This window comes from Bacillus sp. NPDC094064 (assembly GCF_050279585.1).
In the GTDB taxonomy this organism is placed as follows: Bacteria; Bacillota; Bacilli; order Bacillales; family Bacillaceae_G; genus Bacillus_A.
On record NZ_JBNNUI010000002.1, the window covers coordinates 311975 to 333413 of the forward strand.

A 21439-nucleotide genomic window follows, 5' to 3' on the forward strand; every position below is an offset into this window, starting at 1 on the left:
TGGAATTAGTATTCTAAAAAACTACCAGGAATAATTACGATTGATGTTACATGAAGTAATTGAATTTGTAACACGAAAATAAAAGAATTATATTGTGAATAAAAATTGTTATGTGAAAGACGGTTTCGTACAATATCGAAACCGTCTTTTTGTATGATTAGTGCTGATTCTGCTTTCGAGCTTGCTCTGGTGTATCAAGTCCAGTTGCGCCTGGATATTGAAGTGATTGGTCGCGATCAGATTCAACGCGGCGTGATTCTCTTAGTTTTCGTTCTTGGCGATCTTTACCCATTGTGAATAGCACCTCCTTATTAAAAGTGTTGCTGTTATATGAAAAAACTATGCGTAAAGAAAGAGGGATTAACTTTCATAAAAAGTTCCCATAATGGAAAACATAGGAGGTGAAATGATGGATGGGAATACTTTTTATTTTGTAGCTTGGATAGGGTGGATTATCGTAACTTTCTTTATGAAAAAGGACGCTATTCGGTGGAAGTTAAGCGCTTGTATATTGATTTTTATAATTTGCTCTCCGTTACATGTGACGATTGCTTCATTCACAGTATCAGTAAATGCTCTGTTGCTTTGTATTATTTCTTTTATAGGAATCGCGCTATATTCTGTTTGGAAAAAATTATATGGCTTACTTTCGGCACTTATTATTGCAATGTTATATACGAGTTTTTATTTGTTAGAAGTATATGATCCAATTTGGATTGTGGTGGACAGATTATTTTTGTTAAGTAGTGCTCTTGTGTATGCATCGGTTTTATTACATGGAGATCGCGTATTAAGATTATGTTCCCTTTATATTGGAATGCTACAAGGAGAATTGTTAGTGACGCTTATTTTTCGGAAACTACATTTTCCTTATGATTACGGTAGTTTAGCGTTTTTTGATATCGTCGCCGTTTCCACATTTTTTATGGCAATTTTGTTTTGGATTGCAAAAGCATCAGTATACATGGAACAGTATAAGAGAAAAGCACGTAAAAGAAAGGCGAGGGTAATACATGACTGAATATACACCGGCCATTTTATGCGGCGTAATAGCAGGGACAGTAACGAGGGTGTTAATGCTTCGGACGGATACGAGGCAATATCCGACGAGGCTTCACGGGAAAATTATTCATATTGCAATGGGATTAATTGCAGCTGCTTTAGGGGCGATTGCTATCCCGTCCATTTTGAAAAAAGATTTTTCTGCCATTACATTTCTTACGTTAGCAGCAACGCAATTTCGTGATGTACGTAATATGGAAAGAAATACACTTCAACAATTAGATGGATATGAGCTCGTACCACGTGGAAATACATATATTGAAGGGATTGCATTAGTTTTTGAAAGTCGTAACTATTTGGCGATGTTAACGTCGTTTGCAACGACGTTTGCGTATATAGGATTCCATTCGTGGATTGCTGGAGTAATTATGGCTATACTCGCATTTTTTATTGCGAAAAAATTAATGTCTGGTAGAAGACTTCATGACCTTGTAGATATTGAACATGTTCCGCTTCATTTTGAAGGAGCAGGACTTTATATTGATAATATTTATATTATGAATATTGGATTGCCGGCAAGGCAAGAAGAGATTATGAAATATGGCATGGGATTTATTTTAAAACCAAAATCAATTGATGCGATGGTAACCATCGCAAATTTAGGGCAACGGCAAGCTATTTTACACGATGTTTCGGTGGCGTTAGGGATTTATAGAGATTCAGGTACACCTGCGCTTGTACCGTTAGCAAAGCGTGATTTAGAGGATGGTAGGGTGGGAATCTTTGTCTTACCACAAGATCAAGATGCAGAGAAAGCGATAGGGGTCATAGGGAATGTACCGACGTTAGAAAGTGCTGTCCATATGTCATCAGAAGCCCCGAAAGGAAAGGGAGATAAGAGATGATGTTAGAGAGTGTTATTCTTGCGGTTATTACAACAGTGCCAGAGAAGTTTGCAGGTGGTGCGCCTTTATTTACTTGTGACTCGACAGAGGAACTAGAATTTGTTGCAAATAATTTAGAGGCAATTTTAGATGGAATTGCGCATCGCTTACAAGAGAATGTATATATTATTGTGAAACATTAGCAACGTGTGTTATAATGTGAGGTGTTTTGATACGTTGAGAAATATTCTGGAATGCAAATCCCTTCTTGCACAAAGAAGGGTTTTTTACATAATAAACAGAAGCAAGTTGAAAGGATGAATGTATATGCCGAAACCAGTAATAGCGATAGTAGGCCGCCCGAACGTAGGGAAATCTACTATTTTCAATAGAATTGTTGGAGAAAGAGTTTCAATCGTAGAAGATATTCCAGGTGTAACGCGTGATCGTATTTATAGCGCTGGAGAATGGTTAAATCATGAATTTAACATTATTGATACAGGTGGAATTGATATTGGAGACGAGCCGTTTTTGACACAAATTCGTCAACAAGCTGAAGTAGCGATAGATGAAGCAGATGTTATCATTTTTATGACAAATGGTCGTGACGGTGTAACAGCAGCTGATGAAGAAGTTGCGAAAATATTATATCGTTCAAATAAACCAGTTGTACTTGCAGTAAATAAAGTGGACAATCCGGAAATGCGCAGTGACATTTATGATTTTTATGCGTTAGGATTTGGTGAACCATTCCCAATTTCAGGTACACATGGATTAGGATTAGGTGACTTATTAGACGAAGCTGCACAGCATTTTCCGAAGATTGAAGAAGACGGATATGATGAAGATACAATTCGTTTCTCTTTAATTGGACGTCCAAACGTAGGGAAATCATCACTTGTAAATGCTCTTCTTGGTCAAGAGCGTGTAATTGTTAGTAATGTAGCAGGAACAACTCGTGATGCTGTCGATACACCGTATAGTAAAGACGGAAAAGATTATGTAATTATCGATACAGCTGGTATGCGTAAAAAAGGAAAAGTGTATGAAAGTACAGAAAAATATAGTGTACTTCGTGCGCTAAGAGCGATTGAACGTTCTGACGTTGTGCTAGTCGTTTTAGACGGTGAAGAAGGAATTATTGAACAAGATAAAAAAATTGCTGGATATGCTCATGATTCAGGACGAGCTGTTGTTATCGTTGTAAACAAATGGGACGCAGTGAAAAAAGATGAGAAAACAATGAAAGCATTTGAAGAAAATATCCGTGCTCATTTCCAATTTTTAGAATACGCACCGATTGTGTTCTTATCTGCAAAAACGAGAAAACGTACACAAACGTTAATACCAGTTATCGATGAGGTAAATGAAAGTCATAGCATCCGTATTCAAACGAATGTATTAAATGACGTAATTATGGATGCGGTAGCGATGAATCCAACGCCAACTCATAATGGTAGCCGTCTGAAAATTTTCTATGCAACACAAGTTGCGGTAAAACCACCAACATTTGTTGTGTTTGTAAACGATCCGGAATTATTGCACTTCTCATATGAGCGCTTCTTAAAGAATCGTTTACGTGAATCATTTGGCTTTGTAGGAACGCCGATTCACATTATCGCTAGAGCAAGAGACTAATGGAGAGGATGTGATTTTATGACAAAAATCACAGTAATAGGAGCAGGTAGCTGGGGAACAGCGTTAGCGATGGTATTAGCTGACAATGGGCATGATGTACGTATTTGGGGAAATCGTTCTGAACTTATGGATGAGATTAATACGAAACATGAGAATAGCCGATACCTTCCAGGAATTACATTGCCAAGCACAATCGTAGCCTACTCTTCTTTAGAAGAAGCATTAGTAGATGTAAATACAGTACTGCTAGTAGTACCGACGAAAGCGTACAGAGATGTATTACAAGAGATGAAAGAAATTGTTACAGAACCAATTACTTGGATTCATGCGAGTAAAGGAATAGAACCGGGTACGTCAAAACGTATTTCGGAAATGATTGAGGAAGAAATTCCAGAGAACTTAATTAAAGATGTTGTTGTGTTGTCTGGACCGAGTCATGCTGAAGAAGTCGGCTTACGTCAAGCGACAACTGTTACATCTGCAGCAAAGCGTATGGAATCGGCTGAGGAAGTACAAGATTTGTTTATGAATGGTTACTTCCGTGTATACACAAATCCAGATATCGTTGGAGTTGAGCTTGGTGGTGCGTTAAAAAATATTATCGCATTAGCTGCTGGAATAACTGATGGACTTGGATTAGGTGACAATGCAAAAGCGGCATTAATGACACGTGGTTTAACAGAGATTGCTCGTTTAGGAAGAAAAATGGGTGGAAACCCGTTAACATTTGCTGGTTTAACTGGTATGGGAGACTTAATTGTAACTTGTACAAGTGTTCATAGTCGAAATTGGCGAGCTGGAAATATGCTTGGAAAAGGACACTCTTTAGAAGAAGTGTTGGAAAATATGGGTATGGTTGTAGAAGGTGTAAGAACTACGAAAGCTGCTCATGAATTAGCAGAGAAAATGGAAGTTGAAATGCCGATTACAGCTGCTTTATATGACGTGCTGTTTAATGGGAATAACGTGAAAGATGCGGTAGGCTCATTGATGGGACGTGTGAAAAAACATGAAGTGGAAGCTGTACCTGATTTACTGTAAATAAAAGCGACAGAAGTACAAAGTGTACTTCTGTCGTTTTTTATTTTTCCCTGGGTCTTTTCACCATATTTTTATTTTTGCATAGGATGAAGAGTAACTTGAGGAGAGGGTGAAAAGAATGGATAATAACATTTTTAATAACATTGAAAAAGAAGCGAAAGTGAATAAAGAAGATATTTTTAAATTAGCATCATCTGTGCAAAATGCGAATTTACGTGATGAGAAAGTGCTTCGTCAATTGATTCATCAAGTTGCTCTAATGGCAGGACGTGAAGTGCCGAAAGAACAAGAGGATCAAATTGTAAAAGCGATTGTTAATAATAATATGCCAGCGGATTTTGGCTCGTTAAGTAAAATGTTTAAAAAATAAAATATGAGAAACAAAGAGTTTGTGGATTGCATATGATAGCCATGAAAGTATGGGAATAGAGCTGATTTGGGCATATTTGGTCAACCGGAGCGAGAGAGACACTCGCTTCGGTTTTATTTTTATCTAGATTAGTGAAAGTTGTGAAAAAACCTGTTGATTAAAGTTATATATTCGCAATTTGTAGTAAAATGTTATTTTTTTGTATTTGTTTAAAGATTTTAATTTGTTAAAATAGTATAAAAATAGGTTAATACAAAGGGGTGTGTATATGTCAGAAGGGCTTATAAAAATGTGGTTTTCCTTAGGGGCAATGGGATTTATGTTTGTTGCAGTAGCTTTTATTTTATTAAGTAGGCATAAAATAAAGAATAAGTTTTTGAAAGGGATTACAGCGTTAGTAGCATACACTCTTATGATTGTGTCCGGAATTGTTATTTTTCTTGTTGTATTTAGTGGACCTGTTGAGCAATAAAAGCGATTTACGTAGTAAATGTTACATAAGTGGTAAGGAATACTAGCATGAAAAGGTGATTACTAGTGAAAAAAATCCATATTATTTTAATATTTTGTTGCATAAGCATTTTAACGGGGTGTATGTATCCGAAAGAAAATATGAAACAAAACGCTATTCCTTATGAAGATCAGTTACAAGTTGTTCAAAAAGCTATTACTACATATCAGGAACAAACGAATGGTTTATTACCAATTAAGACGCGGGATATGAATACGCCTATTTATCAAAAGTATCCAATCGATTTTCAAAAAATTGCTCCGCGTTACATACAAGACGCACCAGGGAACGCATATGAAAGTGGTGGAGTATATCAATATGTATTAATAGATGTTGAAACAAATCCCACGGTAAAGTTAATTGACGTAAGGATGGCTGACCAAATTCAGGAATTAACATTGAAACTTAAAATGTATCGTGATGAACATCAATATCCACCTTTTAAAAAAGTAATTGCAGATGGTGTCTATGAATTAGATTTCAAAAAACTAGGATATAAAGATGTACCGCAAGTGACAAGTCCGTATTCTGGTAAAGGGTTACCTTTTGTAATTAATGAAAAAGGAGAAGTTTTTGTTGATTATAGAATCGATTTGTATGAAGCTTTGAAAAAAAATGAAGGTCAATTTAAGGAAGGGGAAGATATTCGGAATATACTATTGAAAGACTCTCCATTTGTTCCTGCTTATTCTCTGCCGTATACGATAAAGGATGGAGAACCAATTTTTTTTAAATCATAAGTCATGAACCTTTCTTTTAGCGAATAAGTTCTAGAAGAAAGGTTTTTTATGTTATACAACTTGTGATGCAAACAAAAGATATTTTTAAATAGTCATATGAAATTGGACAAAATTATATGATATATTGTCCGAACTTCTAGAATACCATTATATTATATCAGATATTATAGGCAACGTTAGAGAAGGTATTAGTTGACTATAAACGCGGAATTATTCCCAAAAATTTTGAGGGAGGGAATCACTTGGAAAAGGTAGATATTTTTAAAGATATTGCGGAACGCACAGGCGGTGATATTTATTTTGGAGTTGTAGGAGCTGTTCGAACAGGGAAATCAACATTCATTAAAAAATTTATGGAACTTGTAGTTATTCCAAATATTGAAAATGAGTCTGACCGTCAAAGAGCGCAGGATGAACTGCCTCAAAGTGCTGCTGGTCGTACAATTATGACGACGGAACCGAAGTTTGTTCCAAACCAAGCGGTTTCTATCGAAGTAGATGAAGGTCTTGAAGTGAATATTCGATTAGTAGATTGCGTTGGGTATACGGTTCCAGGAGCAAAAGGCTATGAAGATGAGAATGGCCCACGTATGATTAATACTCCTTGGTATGAAGAGCCTATTCCGTTCCATGAAGCTGCAGAAATTGGAACACGTAAAGTAATTCAAGAACATTCAACAATTGGTGTTGTAATCACAACAGATGGAACGATTGGCGAAATTCCAAGAAGAGATTATATAGAGGCAGAAGAACGCGTTGTAAATGAGTTAAAAGAAGTTGGAAAGCCTTTCATTATGATTATTAACACTGTGCAGCCGTATCATCCGGATACAGAGCAATTACGCCAAAGTTTATCAGAAGAATATGATATTCCGGTAATTGCGATGAGTGTAGAGAGTTTAAGAGAAACAGATGTGTATAATGTGCTTCGAGAAGCGCTATTTGAGTTCCCGGTTTTAGAAGTGAATGTGAACCTTCCAAGTTGGGTAATGGTGCTAAATGAAGGGCATTGGTTACGCCAAAGCTATCAGGAAGCAGTTCAAGAGACTGTGAAGGACATAAAACGTCTTCGTGATGTGGACCGTGTCGTTTGGCAGTTTAGTCAATATGAATTTATTGATCGAGCGAGCCTAGCTGGTATTGACATGGGGCAAGGTGTGGCGGAGATTGATTTATATGCACCAGATGAATTATATGATCAAATTTTAAAAGAAGTAGTAGGAGTAGAAATTCGAGGGAAAGATCATTTATTGAAGCTTATGCTCGATTTATCTCATGCGAAAATAGAATATGATCAAGTGGCGGATGCCCTGCGTATGGTAAAACAAACAGGATATGGTGTAGCAGCGCCTGCATTAGCAGATATGAGCTTAGATGAGCCAGAAATTATTCGTCACGGTTCCAGATTTGGTGTGAAGTTAAAAGCCGTAGCTCCATCTATTCATATGATTAAAGTAGATGTGGAGTCAACGTTTGAGCCAATTATCGGTACTGAAAAGCAAAGTGAAGAATTAGTCCGTTATTTAATGCAAGATTTTGAAGATGATCCGTTATCAATTTGGAATTCTGATATATTTGGACGTTCGCTTAGCTCTATTGTTCGAGAAGGAATTCAAGCGAAACTATCTTTAATGCCAGAAAATGCTAGATATAAATTAAAAGAAACATTAGAAAGAATTATTAATGAAGGATCTGGCGGATTAATTGCGATCATATTGTAAGAAAAAAATCCCTCTCATTGTAGAGGGATTTTTTTGTTTTTACGTATGTAATAGAAAAATAAACAGCCATTATCTAATATATTGTTGTAAATTGTCAAGTTTCATCAGATTTTCACATTTTAAGAGTAACAATTTCCTTAAAAATATTGAATTATAAAGGAGAATCGTATAATATAGGCGTTGATAATGATTTATCTACATCTTTGTAGTATAGAATTTGCAAAAATTGCCTACAAATGAAAGTAAGACTCATTTTATGATCATTATACAGTCTTATCTTTGGGAGGAGGTGAATGGCATGAACAAGACAGATTTAATCAATGCTGTTGCAGAAGCAAGTTCCCTTTCTAAAAAGGACGCAACAAAAGCAGTAGACGCTGTTTTTGATTCTATCTTAGAAGCTTTAAAACAAGGTGATAAAGTACAACTGATCGGATTCGGTAACTTCGAAGTTCGTGAGCGTGCGGCTCGTAAAGGTCGTAACCCACAAACAGGTGAGGAGATTGAAATCGCTGCAAGTAAAGTACCTGCATTCAAACCTGGTAAAGCGTTAAAAGATGCGGTTAAATAATCCTTACATATTAACAGGGAAGAAGAGTTTCCTTTTTGGGAACTCTTCTTTTTGCTTTTAAAAACATAAATATGCTAGAATGTGTTCGTATCACTTTTAGGTTTTCGGGAGGGCTAGCGGATGGCAAAAGTTAATTTAGAACAAATTGAACATGCAGTACGCCTTATTTTAGAGGCAATCGGAGATGACCCAAATCGCGAGGGAGTACTTGATACACCAAAGCGTGTTGCGAAAATGTACGCAGAAGTGTTCTCAGGCATGCATGAAGATCCGAAAGAACATTTGCATAAAGTATTCGGAGAAGATCACGAAGAGCTTGTATTAGTAAAAGATATACCATTTTATTCGATGTGTGAGCATCATTTAGTTCCTTTCTATGGAGTTGCTCACGTTGCATATATTCCGCAAGGCGGAAAGGTGACGGGCTTAAGTAAATTAGCCCGTACTGTAGACACAATTGCACGTCGTCCACAACTGCAAGAACGTATTACTTCAACAGTAGCGAACTCTATTATGGAAGTACTAGAGCCGCATGGTGTTATGGTAGTAGTAGAAGCAGAGCATATGTGCATGACTATGCGCGGTGTGAAAAAACCAGGTGCGAAAACAGTAACGACAGCAGTCCGTGGTGTGCTAGAAAATGATGCGGCGGCGCGTAGTGAAATTTTATCTTTCATTAAAACAAAGTAAAGAAAAGCGGGAAACTGCTTTTCTTTTTTTTTTATGTGAATAAATGATATAGTTTTAGTTGGGCAGATTGAGAATGGAAAGACTATTTAAAAGAATGGAAGATGTTATTTAATTCAGCGGAGGTTTGGAAGGAGTAACCAAGTTTTGGTTATAGAAAATAGAATGTATGTGTTATAATAAGTTTTATGAATTAGAAAACAAGGGTGATTTTTGTGTGTGACATCTACGGAGGGTATGCGGGTATAAAAGAGAAATTGATGGAGAAATTGCGCCATCCTTATTTTATAAACTATATTGAAGAACCATTTATTGATGAAGAAAAAATAGCATTGCTATATGGGGCTTTAAAGAGTGCGGATTTACATATAGAAAAAATTGAGCATTATGTAGTAACGATTATGCTAGTACAAATTGCGCTTGATACACATGAAAGAGTATCAAATAAAGCAGGTGAAGAAGCGATTGAATCGCATAAACGTCGCCAATTAACAGTACTTGCAGGTGATTACTATAGTGGGTTATATTATTATTTATTGTCTATGAATCGTGATATTGTTTTAATTCGTGCGCTTGCTGAAGGAATTAAAGAAATCAATGAACATAAGATTATGTTATATCAAAAAGCACATAAAACGATTGAGGACATAATGAAAAGTGTAATAACGATTGAGTCTGCGTTATTGCAGAAAACGTGTGATCATTTTCATGTATCGCATTGGAAGCCATTTATAACTTATGTGTTAGGAAAAAATCGTCTCCAAAAAGAGTATCAATTGCACGCTGATAAACAACATTCACCTGTTTTTCAAGCGGTTCAAGAGATCTTGAGAGATGAAGCAGATGCAGAAACCGTTATTAATGGCTGGATGATGGAACTGAGAAAGAAAGAAAATCAATTTTTAGAAAATCACACAGACATAAGTGAAATCAATTCTGTGTTAAAAGATAAATCGAAGACATAAGCAATTTTACATTGGAAGAAGGTACGAGCATGCAACAATCAAAAGAAGAAAGAGTACACGATGTATTTGAAAAAATCTCTGATAAATACGATGTGATGAATTCTGTAATCAGTTTTCAAAGACATAAGGCATGGCGTAAAGAGACGATGCGTATTATGGATGTACAACCGGGCAGTAAAGCGCTTGATGTATGCTGCGGGACAGCGGACTGGACAATTGCGTTAGCTGGAGCGGTAGGCGAGCAGGGGAAGGTTGTTGGTTTGGATTTCAGTGAAAATATGTTATCTGTCGGTAAGCAAAAGGTAGAGGCTTTACAATTAAAGCAAGTAGAACTTCTACATGGGAATGCAATGGAACTTCCATTTGAAGATAATACATTTGATTACGTAACGATTGGATTTGGTTTGCGTAATGTGCCAGACTATATGCATGTATTAAAAGAAATGACGCGTGTAGTAAAGCCAGGTGGAAAAGTAATCTGTTTAGAAACATCGCAGCCAACAATGATTGGTTTTCGACAAGGATATATTTTATACTTTAAATATATCATGCCGTTATTTGGAAAGATGTTTGCGAAAAGTTATAAAGAATATTCATGGCTTCAGGAATCGGCAAGTACATTCCCAGGGATGAAGGAATTGGCTCATATGTTTGAGGAAGCTGGACTTGAACGTGTACAAGTGAAGCCGTTTACTTTTGGAGTAGCAGCGATGCATTTAGGTATTAAACCAGAATCAAAATAGAAAAAAGACGTTTTAGGTTAAGGTGAACAATATGAAGTTACAACTTATGTACTCTTTTTTACGATCGGATATTAATGTGATAGAAAAAGAATTAAAAAAGACGGTTGCTTCTGAACAGCCATTAGTAGAAGAAGCGGCATTACAACTTATCGAGGCTGGTGGGAAGCGAATTCGGCCCGTATTTGTGTTACTTGCAGGGAAATTTGGAGATTATAAGTTAGACGCAATTAAGCATGTTGCTGTTGCATTAGAACTTATTCATATGGCTTCTCTTGTTCACGATGATGTTATTGATGCTGCATTTTTACGACGTGGTAGTGCGACTGTGAATGCAAAATGGGGAGATCGTATTGCGATGTATACAGGAGACTATTTGTTTGCTAAGTCTCTTGAATGTGTAACAAATATCGAAATTCCAGAGGCGCATCAGGCGCTATCACATACAATTTTAGAAGTCTGTAAAGGTGAAATCGAACAAATTAAAGATAAATATAATTATGACCAAAACTTGCGAACGTATTTAAGAAGGATAAAGCGAAAAACAGCATTATTAATTGCTGCGAGTTGTCAGTTGGGAGCAATTGCTTCTGGTGCGAATCGTGATACGGTAAATCGTCTGTTTTGGTATGGGTATTTTGTAGGGATGTCATATCAAATTATTGATGATATTCTAGATTTCGTTTCAACGGAAGCGAAACTTGGAAAACCTGCCGGTGGTGATTTATTGCAAGGAAATATTACACTTCCTGCTTTATATGCTATGGAAGACCCAGTACTTCGTAAGAAAATCACATCTGTACATGAAAATACAGCAGCTGATGAAATGAAAGAAATTATTGAGGCTGTGAAGAATAGTGATGCTATTGATAAAGCATTTGCGTTTAGTGAACGTTATTTACATAAAGCATTGGAAATAATAAAACCACTCCCGCGCGGACAAGCGAAGTATGCATTGCAAAATGTAGCAAAGTATATTGGGAAACGAAAATTTTAGTGTTTTTTCTAAAAAATAAAAAAATCTCTCCTTTTCAAAACTATTGCACAATTGTGATAAGGGTGTTACTATGTGTGTGGGGATATACAATTACATACATAATTCAGAAGTGGAGAGATTTTTTATGGAAAAAACATTTCTAATGGTAAAACCAGACGGTGTACAACGTGCATTCATTGGGGAAATTGTAGCTCGTTTTGAGAAAAAGGGCTTTCAATTAGTTGGTGCAAAATTAATGCAAGTCACTCCGGAAATTGCTGGAGAACACTACGGTGAGCATAAAGAAAGACCTTTCTTTGGTGAATTAGTAGACTTTATTACATCTGGTCCTGTATTTGCAATGGTATGGCAAGGTGAAGGTGTAGTAGATACAGCACGCAATATGATGGGTAAAACACGACCACATGAAGCAGCTCCTGGAACAATTCGTGGAGATTTCGGTGTAACTGTTGCAAAAAATATTATCCACGGTTCTGATTCTTTAGAAAGCGCAGAGCGCGAGATTGCTATTTTCTTTAAAGAAGAAGAATTAGTAGACTACTCAAAATTAATGAATGAATGGATTTACTAATTATTTTGAAATAATTTGTAAACGCTTTAATAACGGTGATAATAGTAAAAAGTGCAAGAAGAATAGGGGTATTCTTCTTGCACTTTTTTTATTTGAATTAGTTACGAAGTTAAAGCTGTTATGATATATTGGTATGTAAAGTAAAAGGCCTATCGGAAGTATAGAACGAGAAGAAGTAAATGGTCGATTTACGGTATAATTTCTTTCATATTTTTAGAATAACGGAAATTGATATTATTGCTTAATATAGTGAGATAAATACATATGCGAAAAGAGGAATAACGTATGCGATATATTACAGCTGGTGAATCTCATGGTCCACAACTTACAACGATTATAGAAGGTGTTCCAGCGGGACTATCAATAGTTGCGGATGATATAAACGAAGAATTAGCTAGAAGGCAAAAGGGATATGGTCGTGGTAGACGCATGCAAATTGAAACAGATCAAGTGCAAATTGTAAGTGGTGTTAGACATGGAGAAACATTAGGTTCTCCTATTGCACTCGTTGTTGAAAATCGTGATTTTGCACATTGGACGAAAATTATGGGAGCAGAGCCTTTAACTGAGCAAGAAGAAAAAGAAATGAAAAGGAAAGTGACAAAGCCAAGGCCTGGGCATGCGGATTTAAATGGTGCGATTAAATATGGTCATAGGGATATGAGAAATGTACTTGAACGTTCGTCGGCACGTGAAACGACAGTACGTGTTGCTGCTGGTGCGGTTGCGAAAAAAGTTTTGGCGGAATTGGGTATTAAAGTGGCAGGACATGTAATTGAGATTGGCGGTGTACTGGCTAAGGAGATTACATATAGTTCAATTGAAGAATTAAAAAGTATAACAGAAGAATCACCTGTACGTTGCTTAGATGACGAAGCTGGTAAACAAATGATGAAAGCAATTGATGATGCAAAGTCAAATGGTGATTCAATCGGTGGCATTGTTGAAGTAGTTGTGGAAGGTATGCCAATTGGAGTAGGTAGCTATGTGCATTATGATCGAAAATTGGATGCGAAACTAGCAGCGGCAATTATGAGCATTAATGCCTTTAAAGGTGTGGAGATTGGAATTGGTTTTGAAGCAGCTCATAGACCGGGAAGTGAAGTTCATGATGAAATCTTGTGGGATGAAGAGCATGGATATACAAGAAGAACGAACAATGCAGGTGGATTAGAAGGGGGCATGACGACTGGTATGCCAATTGTTGTACGCGGTGTGATGAAACCGATACCTACACTATATAAACCTCTTCAAAGTGTGGATATAGATACGAAAGAACCTTTTACAGCGAGTATTGAACGTTCAGATAGCTGTGCTGTACCGGCAGCTAGTGTCGTTGCAGAAGCGGTTGTTGCTTGGGAATTAGCGACAGCTTTACTAGAACAATTTGGAGTAGATCGTATGGACCTTATTCGTGAAAATATTGAGAAACATAATGAATATGCGAGGGGATTTTAATGGGAAACATACATATTCAAACGAAATCAAAAGAATATGATGTACATGTTGGAAAAGAAGTGTTGTCACATTTGAAAACACTCATTCAAAATATGCAGCCAGCTGTATCTAATGTAATGATCATTTCAGATGCAGTTGTTGCATCTCTACATTTACAGACAGTTGTTGATGCATTGCAAGTAGAGCAACAAGTATTTTCATTTGTTGTACCGAGTGGTGAAAAAGAAAAGTCTTTTGAAAACTTCTACGGGGCTCATACTTCAGCTCTTGAAAATAAATTAGATAGAAATTCTTTAATTATTGCACTTGGAGGCGGAATGATTGGAGACCTGGCTGGGTTTGTCGCTGCGTCGTTTATGCGTGGCATTCGTTTTGTCCAAGTTCCAACAACTTTATTAGCTCATGATAGTGCAGTAGGCGGAAAAGTAGCAATTAATCATCCGTTAGGGAAAAATATGATCGGTGCATTCCATCAGCCAGAAGCGGTTGTATATCATACGCCGTTTTTACAGTCGCTTCCTGAAAAAGAGTGGCGTTCAGGTTACGCAGAAGTGATAAAGCATGCTCTTATTGGTAATGTTGAGCTGTATCATTGGTTAAAAAAAGAAGTACAAACATTAGCAGAACTTCGTGATGAGAAGTTAATTCATATATTAACGAAGGCGATTCCTGTAAAAGCCAATATTGTAGCCCAAGATGAAACAGAAAAAGGTGTACGTGCCCATTTGAACTTTGGACATACGCTAGGTCATGCTCTTGAAAAAGAGATTGGGTATGGAAATATTACTCACGGTGACGGAGTAGCTGTTGGTATGTTATTTGCTATATTCTTAAGTGAACAAGTGTACAAGATTGATCTTGCCTATGAAGAGATGAAACAGTGGTTCTTGAAGTACGGCTATCCAAAAATGCCAAGTGATTTAAATGTAGAGCGCCTTGTTCAATTGATGAAACAAGATAAGAAAGCAAATGCAGGAACAATTCATATGGTGCTTATGCAGGAATATGGGGTAGTAAATGTCGTATCTATTTCAGATGAGACTGTTCATATTGCGTTAGAGGCATTTCAAAAGGATATGGCATAAAAGGGTAGAGATATGGAATGCGTGTGTAAAAGTATTCTCGTAATCATGACAGTTATAAAAAGAGATTGCAGTAAGGAACTATAACCATATTGTAATTGAATTGAATCAAATGACTGGGGGAAGAGAAATGAGAGTGAAAGAGCAATTGTTAACTTTAAGAGCATATGTACCTGGGAAAAATATTGAAGAAGTAAAAAGGGAATATGGATTATCAAAAATTGTGAAATTAGCATCGAACGAAAATCCATTTGGTTGCTCAGCACGTGTGACAGAAGCGTTAGCTTCTTTGGCGGGCCAATATGCTCTTTATCCGGATGGACATGCCTTTGAACTTCGGACGAAAGTAGCAGAGCATGTAGGTGTAAATGCGGAACAACTGTTATTTGGTAGTGGATTAGATGAAGTCATTCAAATGATTAGCCGTGCATTACTACATGAAGGTACAAATGTTGTAATGGCGAATCCTACCTTTTCGCAATACTATCACCATGCTGTTATTGAAGGGGCAGAAGTTCGTGAAGTACCACTTAAAGATGGTATTCATGATTTAGATGCAATGTTACAGCAAGTAGATGACAAAACGAAGATTGTATGGATTTGTAATCCGAATAACCCGACAGGTACATATGTAGAGAAACAAAAGTTACTTTCATTTTTAGAATCAGTACCTAAGTCAGCGCTCGTTATTATGGATGAAGCATATTATGAATATGCGGGAGCGGAAGATTATCCGCAAACATTGCCTCTTCTTGAAAAGTATGAAAACCTTATGGTTTTACGCACGTTTTCAAAAGCATATGGCCTAGCTGCTTTTCGTATTGGATACGCGGTTGGTAATGTGAAGTTAATTGGGCAGCTAGAAGTAGCAAGGTTACCATTCAATACATCGACTGTAGCGCAATCTGTAGCAATAGCTGCATTAGAAGATCAAAAGTTTCTAGAAGAATGTGTGCAGAAGAATGCTGAAGGACTAAATCAATACTATGCATTTTGTAAGGAATATAACGTATTCTATTATCCATCTCAAACAAATTTCATATTCTTAAAACTTGGTATTCCTGGTAATGAAGCTTTCGAACGATTAATGAAAAACGGATATATTGTTCGTTCTGGTGCTGCATTTGGCATACATGACGGTATTCGTATTACAGTCGGTTTAAAAGAAGAGAATGATGAAATTATAGAATTACTGAAAGAGCTTGTAAATGAGAAGGTAAAGAAAGAGGAAACATATTCTTAAGAAATTGTGAAGGCTCCTATTATAGGTGCCTTTTTTATGTAAGGTAGTAAGAATCCTATTTTTAATAGGGGTTGAAGTGTGGTAGTCAGGTTGGCTCGTAAAGATCGATTTATATAACTTAATAATCAACGAGGAAAGTTATTTGCACGGTAATGAAAGAAAACGGTACAATAGAAAGTAGGAATGCGGTATCGGTGTCATATGAGAACCTTTTGAACAACGAGCCGCGCTATAAGAGAAAGTACAAGAAGAAGTATGCTCATTCTAAAGGTTGCGTTCTTACAGTGAGTTGCTTATGATAAGGTGAAACTTTAATCAGTGGGGATGTTTATCCCCCGCTGATTATTAGTTGAACCAATCGGGCTTTTACGGGCAGTTGATCCCAAAACTAACTTCTTTGCCTTAGCTGACTTTTGAGGTGGGGGTCTTACTGCCCGTTAATAGCAGGGTAAATGAACAGAAGAGAATATTTTTTAGAATTAAAGGAGACGTTTATGCAAAAGTTTGAACAAGCTGTTTCATATATTGAAAATGGAGAAGCGGAAAAAGGGTTACAATTATTAAAAGAACAATTACAAATTGCGAATGATGAAGAGAAGTATGATATCGCTCGCTATTACCATACACTTGGATTTATGGATGAGGCGCTAGCAATTACTGAAGACTTACGCTTACTGTATCCAGAAGAAAGTGAATTTACGGTATTTTTAGCAGAATTATATATTGATTTAGACAAAGAGGATGAAGCGATTGAAGTGCTTCATGATATTCCAGAAAATGATGATTTATATGTTCAATCGTTATTACTTGTTGCGGATTTATTCCAAATGCAAGGTTTTGATGATGTAGCAGAGCAGAAACTATTAAAGGCGAAAGAAATGATGCCTGACGAACCTGTTATTTCGTTTGGATTAGCAGAATTATATAGTAGTAAAGGGGAAGAACAAAAGGCAATTACTTATTACGAGTCGCTATTAGCAGAACATAAAGTAATGGGTGGTGTTGTGATTGCACTTCGTCTTGCAGAAACGTTAAGTGCGATTGGAAACTGGGAAGAGGCAATCTCTTACTATGAAGCAGGCTTAGAAGAGCAAAAAGATATTCATTCATTATTTGGATATGCCTTTACATTATACCAAGGCGAAGAATATCAAAGAGCAATTGGTGCTTGGCAAGAATTAAAGGAATTAGACCCTGAGTACGCATCACTATACATGTATTTAGCGAAAAGCTATGAAAAAGAAGGAATGCTTCAAGAAAGCTATGAAACACTTCATGAAGGAATTAAAGTAGATGAGCTTTCTGTTCCGTTTTACGTAGAATTAGCGAACATTGCAGCCAAATTAGGAAAAGTAGTAGAAGCAGAAGAAGTACTTCAAAAAGCGCTTGAGTTAGATCCTGGACACCTTGGGGCAACATTGAAATATGCGTATATCTTAAAAGGACAAGAAAAGTATGAAGAGTTAATTGCAGTTGTAGAGCGTGCTATTGACAGTGGAGAACCAGATACACAACTACTTTGGGACTTGGCGTTTGCGAAAAAACAATTAGAAATGTATTCGGATGCATTAAAACACTATGAAAGTGCATATACTTCTTTTAAGAATCATCCAGACTTCTTGGAAGAGTACGGTTATTTCTTATTGGAAGAAGGTATGCGAAAAGAGGCGAAAGAAGTATTTACACAGTTAATACAACTAGACCCGACACAAATTCATATTGAAGAGTTGTTATATAATTTAGAGGATTTTTCATAAGTTGGAAGGAAACTGAATGCCGCTTCTTGAATCTAAAAAGAAAAGAGAAAGACAGAGGAGGGACTTAATTGCTATGAATACCCCTGTTTCTGTAAACGAGAAGAAGGATTTTGTAAAATGGTTTTTGAATAATTACCAACTGAAACAGCGTGAATGTGTATGGATTTTGAATTATTTAATGAGTCACGACCAATTAATGCATAAAGTCCACTTCGTAGAGCATGCAAAATATTGTCCGCGTGGCTTAGTAATGTCAGCAAATTGTGTGAAAGACACACCGTTTCACTTTTTTAAACAAAATGTTATGACAACAGATGCTGAAAAATCGTTTCATGATATTCGTTTAAATCGGGATGAAGATATTTATATTCAACTCAACTTTAAATCGTCGTTCCAAAATGCAAATTATGTAGCTGTATTAGAAGAAAACCCATATTTACCAAAGCATATTGAAGTAAATGAAAAAGACCGTTTACTGGCAGAGAGATTTTTAGAAGAGAGTGTATTTTCATTTAGAAAAGAACGTCTTTTGAAACAAATTGATGAAGCGTTGGATAAGCAAGATAAGGAAGCGTTTCATAGGTTAACGGCAGAGCTAAAGACTTTATAGAATTCATTAGGATTATTAACTTTTTACAAATTTCAGAATTTTTTCAAGAAAAACTACCTATATTAGGTAGTTTTTCTTTTTTTACCTCTTTTAGTATGGTTTAATATATATAAAGTGAAAGTTCTGTCATTTTCAAGTGGAGGAGGGAAGAGACTTGAAATGGATTGTAAAAGATGTGGAACAGTTTGAGCAAGCAAGGGAGTATGTAGATACAGGGGTTATACCACTGTTATCAGTTTCGGCAGCAAAAGAAATGAAAATGGTTGTAGAACAAGGTGAATTTATTGAATTGTTGAGTATGGAGTTAGAAAGAGAATATAAAGGAAGAGTGCTTTTACTACCAGCATTTACGTATTTAGTAGAAAGTCAAAAGAAGGAAAAAGGTCGTTTGCAAGAATGGACAGATCATTTACAAAGGCAAGGTTTTAAGCACATTGCGTACGTTACAAGTGATTTTTCATGGAAAGAAGATATGCAAGAATTGCAGGGAGATTTATTTTGGTTTCCGTCATTAGCGTTAGAACAATTTAGTGATCAAGCAAAAAGAGAGCTGATTCATGCGCATATAAAAAATATAATGGTGATGTTAGAAGAAAAATGGGGAAAATAATAATAAACAGAAAGTTCTTATTATTATGAGTAGTATGATATTGACCTGTGCATGAGCGTATTATATCATGATAGTGTCCTAGTTTTTATTTTTTATATAATTTATCACGAGGGGACAATTTCTGATAGAGGGGGGAAATTTTCGTGAGCGAGAAAGAACATCGTGTGTCAAGAAGACAATTTTTAAATTACACACTTACAGGGGTAGGAGGCTTTATGGCAGCAGGTATTTTAATGCCGATGACGCGATTTGCGCTTGATCCGGTGTTAAGAAAAGAAGCGGGAACAGATATGGTTGCTGTTGCACAAGTAAAAGATATTACAACAGAACCGAAGCGTTTCGACTTTAAGGTGAAGCAGGTTGATGGTTGGTACAAGTCTGAAGAGCCAAAATCAGCTTGGGTTCATAAAGATGAAAGCGGAGACATTGTCGCATTCTCTCCAGTATGTAAACATTTAGGATGTACAGTGAACTGGAATTCGGACAAAGCACATCCGAATCAATTCTTTTGCCCATGTCACGGGGGCCGTTATACAAAAGATGGAATGAACATTAAAGGCACGCCGCCCCTTGCTCCGCTTGATGTGTACGAGTCTAAAGTGAAAGATGGAACGCTGTATTTAGGAAAAGCGAAGCCAAGAGGGGGTGGAAAGTAGATGCTAAATAAAATTTATGATTGGGTAGATGAACGATTAGATATTACACCAATATGGCGCGATATCGCTGATCATGAAGTACCTGAACATGTAAACCCGGCACATCACTTTTCTGCATTCGTCTATTGCTTTGGGGGACTTACCTTTTTCGTTACTGTAATTCAAATTTTATCTGGAATGTTTTTGACGATGTATTATGTGCCGGATATTAAAAATGCTTGGGAATCGGTTTACTATTTACAAAATGAAGTTGCTTACGGACAAATTGTTCGTGGTATGCACCACTGGGGTGCTAGTCTCGTAATTGTAATGATGTTTTTACATACACTCAGAGTTTTCTTCCAGGGTGCGTATAAAAAGCCTCGTGAGTTAAACTGGATTGTTGGTGTTCTTATTTTCTTTGTTATGTTAGGTCTTGGTTTTACCGGATATTTATTACCGTGGGATATGAAAGCGTTATTTGCTACGAAAGTAGGGATTCAAATTGCAGAGCAAACGCCGCTCATTGGTCCTTATATAAAAACATTACTCGCTGGTCATTCCGAAATTGTTGGCGCTCAAACATTAACTCGCTTCTTTGCTATTCACGTCTTCTTCTTACCAGCAGCACTTCTAGGTTTAATGGCCTTCCACTTCATCATGATTCGCAAACAAGGTATTTCCGGTCCGCTATAAGAGATTGCTAAATTAAAGGGGAAAGAACTAAAGGAGGGAGATTATGCATCGCGGCAAAGGGATGAAGTTTGTAGGAGATTCTCGGGTACCAGTAGCTCGGAAACCGAATATTCCAAAAGATTATTCTGAATACCCAGGAAAAACAGAAGCATTTTGGCCGAACTTTTTGTTGAAAGAATGGATGGTTGGTGCAGTTTTTTTAATCGGTTATTTATGTTTAACAGTGGCGCATCCATCACCGCTTGAGAGAATGGCGGATCCGACAGATGCAGGATATATACCACTTCCAGATTGGTATTTCTTATTCTTGTATCAGTTATTAAAGTATTCTTATGCTTCTGGTTCATTTACTGTAATTGGAGCATTTATTATGCCAGGTATTGCTTTTGGAGCATTACTGTTAGCTCCATTTCTTGATCGAGGTCCAGAGAGACGTCCATTGAAGCGCCCTGTAGCAACTGGATTTATGCTTTTAGCAATTGCATCGATTATCTTTTTAACTTGGGAATCTGTAGCACACCACGATTGGGAAGCTGCAAAAAAACAAGGAGCAATTGTAAAAACGGCACCAGTTGATAAAAATGATGATGGCTACAAGTTAATGCAAAAAAATACTTGTTTAACATGTCACGGTGACAATTTACAGGGCGGGGCGGCAGCGCCTGCACTGCAAAACTTAACTTTAAAACCAGAAGAAATCGCAAAAATTGCGAAAGAAGGAAAAGGTTCAATGCCTAAAGGGGTATTTAAAGGTACAGATGAAGAACTGAAAAAGCTTTCGGAATTTATTGCAAAGTATAATAAGAAGTAAAAAAAGCTGACTACAAAAATTTTGTAGTCAGCTTTTTATTTTGATGACAGTGAGTTTGCTATATAATAGAGTAGAGTTTGATGAAAAATGAAAGGTGTT

General features: G+C 36.7%; 25 protein-coding genes. 24 read left to right on the top strand and 1 reads right to left on the bottom strand.

The annotated features are described in order from the left end of the window. Window positions 1–157 precede the first annotated feature (157 nt). Window positions 158–292: a YpzI family protein gene (locus ACQKNI_RS06230; protein ID WP_000513900.1), complete on the bottom strand. Its 135-nt coding sequence runs from the start codon at window positions 290–292 to the stop codon at window positions 158–160. A gap of 117 nt (window positions 293–409) precedes the next feature. On the opposite strand from ACQKNI_RS06230, the gene ACQKNI_RS06235 reads away from it, so the two are divergent. The 24 genes from ACQKNI_RS06235 (at window position 410) to qcrC (ending at window position 21340) form a co-directional block, all read left to right on the top strand. Further along, entirely contained in the window at window positions 410–1021 is a 612-nt protein-coding gene (locus ACQKNI_RS06235) for a YphA family membrane protein (protein WP_427282273.1), read from the top strand. Beyond that, window positions 1014–1907, top strand: coding sequence for a YIEGIA family protein (locus ACQKNI_RS06240; RefSeq protein ID WP_098840928.1), 894 nt, complete (start codon window positions 1014–1016; stop codon window positions 1905–1907). Before ACQKNI_RS06235 ends, ACQKNI_RS06240 begins: the two co-directional genes overlap by 8 nt. Beyond that, entirely contained in the window at window positions 1904–2089 is a 186-nt protein-coding gene (locus ACQKNI_RS06245; protein ID WP_088231588.1) for a capping complex subunit for YIEGIA, read from the top strand. The genes ACQKNI_RS06240 and ACQKNI_RS06245 overlap by 4 nt, the downstream gene beginning before the upstream one ends. A 124-nt stretch (window positions 2090–2213) precedes the next feature. Further along, entirely contained in the window at window positions 2214–3524 is a 1311-nt protein-coding gene (gene der, locus ACQKNI_RS06250) for a ribosome biogenesis GTPase Der (protein WP_001125893.1), read from the top strand. An 18-nt stretch (window positions 3525–3542) separates the two neighbouring features. After that, on the top strand, window positions 3543–4565 hold the full coding sequence (locus ACQKNI_RS06255; protein ID WP_098840927.1) for an NAD(P)H-dependent glycerol-3-phosphate dehydrogenase: 1023 nt from the start codon (window positions 3543–3545) through the stop codon (window positions 4563–4565). A gap of 118 nt (window positions 4566–4683) precedes the next feature. Next, window positions 4684–4935, top strand: a complete 252-nt coding sequence (locus tag ACQKNI_RS06260; RefSeq protein WP_000369752.1) for a stage VI sporulation protein F — start codon at window positions 4684–4686, stop codon at window positions 4933–4935. 268 nt (window positions 4936–5203) lie between these two features. Continuing rightward, entirely contained in the window at window positions 5204–5407 is a 204-nt protein-coding gene (locus ACQKNI_RS06265) for a DUF2768 domain-containing protein (protein WP_088231586.1), read from the top strand. A gap of 65 nt (window positions 5408–5472) precedes the next feature. Beyond that, window positions 5473–6186, top strand: coding sequence for a hypothetical protein (locus ACQKNI_RS06270; RefSeq protein ID WP_088231585.1), 714 nt, complete (start codon window positions 5473–5475; stop codon window positions 6184–6186). A 242-nt stretch (window positions 6187–6428) separates the two neighbouring features. Then, window positions 6429–7907 carry a stage IV sporulation protein A gene (gene spoIVA, locus ACQKNI_RS06275; protein ID WP_000416519.1) on the top strand — a complete coding sequence of 493 codons (1479 nt, stop codon included), beginning with the start codon at window positions 6429–6431 and terminating at the stop codon, window positions 7905–7907. Between the two features lie 298 nt (window positions 7908–8205). Next, a complete protein-coding gene (locus ACQKNI_RS06280) occupies window positions 8206–8478 on the top strand; it encodes an HU family DNA-binding protein (protein ID WP_001043860.1) in 273 nt (90 codons plus the stop codon). Between the two features lie 120 nt (window positions 8479–8598). Continuing rightward, the gene (gene folE / locus ACQKNI_RS06285) at window positions 8599–9168 is read left to right on the top strand and encodes a GTP cyclohydrolase I FolE (RefSeq protein WP_001151482.1); all 570 of its coding nucleotides are present in this window, start codon (window positions 8599–8601) and stop codon (window positions 9166–9168) included. A gap of 212 nt (window positions 9169–9380) precedes the next feature. Next, the gene (locus ACQKNI_RS06290; protein ID WP_140417413.1) at window positions 9381–10130 is read left to right on the top strand and encodes a heptaprenyl diphosphate synthase component 1; all 750 of its coding nucleotides are present in this window, start codon (window positions 9381–9383) and stop codon (window positions 10128–10130) included. A 29-nt stretch (window positions 10131–10159) separates the two neighbouring features. Further along, window positions 10160–10873: a 2-heptaprenyl-1,4-naphthoquinone methyltransferase gene (menG, locus tag ACQKNI_RS06295; RefSeq protein ID WP_088231584.1), complete on the top strand. Its 714-nt coding sequence runs from the start codon at window positions 10160–10162 to the stop codon at window positions 10871–10873. A gap of 31 nt (window positions 10874–10904) precedes the next feature. Next, window positions 10905–11867 (top strand): heptaprenyl diphosphate synthase component II, encoded by a 963-nt coding sequence (gene hepT, locus ACQKNI_RS06300; RefSeq protein ID WP_088231583.1) that lies wholly within the window; start codon window positions 10905–10907, stop codon window positions 11865–11867. 124 nt (window positions 11868–11991) lie between these two features. Further along, window positions 11992–12438: a nucleoside-diphosphate kinase gene (gene ndk / locus ACQKNI_RS06305; protein ID WP_000415881.1), complete on the top strand. Its 447-nt coding sequence runs from the start codon at window positions 11992–11994 to the stop codon at window positions 12436–12438. Window positions 12439–12723: 285 nt separating this feature from the next. Beyond that, entirely contained in the window at window positions 12724–13896 is a 1173-nt protein-coding gene (aroC, locus tag ACQKNI_RS06310; RefSeq protein ID WP_088231582.1) for a chorismate synthase, read from the top strand. Beyond that, a complete protein-coding gene (gene aroB / locus ACQKNI_RS06315; RefSeq protein ID WP_088231581.1) occupies window positions 13896–14981 on the top strand; it encodes a 3-dehydroquinate synthase in 1086 nt (361 codons plus the stop codon). Before aroC ends, aroB begins: the two co-directional genes overlap by 1 nt. Before the next feature lie 127 nt (window positions 14982–15108). Then, window positions 15109–16221, top strand: coding sequence for a histidinol-phosphate transaminase (gene hisC / locus ACQKNI_RS06320; RefSeq protein WP_088231580.1), 1113 nt, complete (start codon window positions 15109–15111; stop codon window positions 16219–16221). Between the two features lie 494 nt (window positions 16222–16715). Beyond that, window positions 16716–17978, top strand: coding sequence for a tetratricopeptide repeat protein (locus ACQKNI_RS06325; protein WP_088231579.1), 1263 nt, complete (start codon window positions 16716–16718; stop codon window positions 17976–17978). A 73-nt stretch (window positions 17979–18051) separates the two neighbouring features. After that, window positions 18052–18588 (top strand): ReoY family proteolytic degradation factor, encoded by a 537-nt coding sequence (locus ACQKNI_RS06330; RefSeq protein ID WP_088231578.1) that lies wholly within the window; start codon window positions 18052–18054, stop codon window positions 18586–18588. A gap of 136 nt (window positions 18589–18724) precedes the next feature. Beyond that, complete coding sequence (locus ACQKNI_RS06335) at window positions 18725–19198, top strand: YpiF family protein (RefSeq protein WP_098357330.1); 474 nt, start codon at window positions 18725–18727, stop codon at window positions 19196–19198. Window positions 19199–19341: 143 nt separating this feature from the next. Beyond that, the gene (qcrA, locus tag ACQKNI_RS06340) at window positions 19342–19854 is read left to right on the top strand and encodes a menaquinol-cytochrome c reductase iron-sulfur subunit (protein ID WP_088231576.1); all 513 of its coding nucleotides are present in this window, start codon (window positions 19342–19344) and stop codon (window positions 19852–19854) included. Continuing rightward, window positions 19855–20529, top strand: a complete 675-nt coding sequence (gene qcrB, locus ACQKNI_RS06345) for a menaquinol-cytochrome c reductase cytochrome b subunit (protein ID WP_000932700.1) — start codon at window positions 19855–19857, stop codon at window positions 20527–20529. Window positions 20530–20572: 43 nt separating this feature from the next. Further along, a complete protein-coding gene (qcrC, locus tag ACQKNI_RS06350; RefSeq protein WP_000554602.1) occupies window positions 20573–21340 on the top strand; it encodes a menaquinol-cytochrome c reductase cytochrome b/c subunit in 768 nt (255 codons plus the stop codon). Window positions 21341–21439 lie beyond the last annotated feature (99 nt).

Excerpts from the sequence above, each read along its gene's own strand:
- ACQKNI_RS06280 (WP_001043860.1), top strand. The coding sequence starts at position 8,206 with ATGAACAAGACAGATTTAATCAATGCTGTTGCAGAAGCAAGTTCCCTT.
- ACQKNI_RS06255 (WP_098840927.1), top strand. The coding sequence starts at position 3,543 with ATGACAAAAATCACAGTAATAGGAGCAGGTAGCTGGGGAACAGCGTTA.
- aroC (WP_088231582.1), top strand. The coding sequence starts at position 12,724 with ATGCGATATATTACAGCTGGTGAATCTCATGGTCCACAACTTACAACG.
- hisC (WP_088231580.1), top strand. The coding sequence starts at position 15,109 with ATGAGAGTGAAAGAGCAATTGTTAACTTTAAGAGCATATGTACCTGGG.
- qcrC (WP_000554602.1), top strand. The coding sequence starts at position 20,573 with ATGCATCGCGGCAAAGGGATGAAGTTTGTAGGAGATTCTCGGGTACCA.
- qcrB (WP_000932700.1), top strand. The coding sequence starts at position 19,855 with ATGCTAAATAAAATTTATGATTGGGTAGATGAACGATTAGATATTACA.
- ACQKNI_RS06260 (WP_000369752.1), top strand. The coding sequence starts at position 4,684 with ATGGATAATAACATTTTTAATAACATTGAAAAAGAAGCGAAAGTGAAT.
- ACQKNI_RS06245 (WP_088231588.1), top strand. The coding sequence starts at position 1,904 with ATGATGTTAGAGAGTGTTATTCTTGCGGTTATTACAACAGTGCCAGAG.
- ACQKNI_RS06240 (WP_098840928.1), top strand. The coding sequence starts at position 1,014 with ATGACTGAATATACACCGGCCATTTTATGCGGCGTAATAGCAGGGACA.
- menG (WP_088231584.1), top strand. The coding sequence starts at position 10,160 with ATGCAACAATCAAAAGAAGAAAGAGTACACGATGTATTTGAAAAAATC.
- ndk (WP_000415881.1), top strand. The coding sequence starts at position 11,992 with ATGGAAAAAACATTTCTAATGGTAAAACCAGACGGTGTACAACGTGCA.
- ACQKNI_RS06330 (WP_088231578.1), top strand. The coding sequence starts at position 18,052 with ATGAATACCCCTGTTTCTGTAAACGAGAAGAAGGATTTTGTAAAATGG.
- ACQKNI_RS06265 (WP_088231586.1), top strand. The coding sequence starts at position 5,204 with ATGTCAGAAGGGCTTATAAAAATGTGGTTTTCCTTAGGGGCAATGGGA.
- ACQKNI_RS06325 (WP_088231579.1), top strand. The coding sequence starts at position 16,716 with ATGCAAAAGTTTGAACAAGCTGTTTCATATATTGAAAATGGAGAAGCG.
- ACQKNI_RS06230 (WP_000513900.1), bottom strand. The coding sequence starts at position 292 with ATGGGTAAAGATCGCCAAGAACGAAAACTAAGAGAATCACGCCGCGTT.
- aroB (WP_088231581.1), top strand. The coding sequence starts at position 13,896 with ATGGGAAACATACATATTCAAACGAAATCAAAAGAATATGATGTACAT.
- folE (WP_001151482.1), top strand. The coding sequence starts at position 8,599 with ATGGCAAAAGTTAATTTAGAACAAATTGAACATGCAGTACGCCTTATT.
- hepT (WP_088231583.1), top strand. The coding sequence starts at position 10,905 with ATGAAGTTACAACTTATGTACTCTTTTTTACGATCGGATATTAATGTG.
- der (WP_001125893.1), top strand. The coding sequence starts at position 2,214 with ATGCCGAAACCAGTAATAGCGATAGTAGGCCGCCCGAACGTAGGGAAA.
- ACQKNI_RS06235 (WP_427282273.1), top strand. The coding sequence starts at position 410 with ATGGATGGGAATACTTTTTATTTTGTAGCTTGGATAGGGTGGATTATC.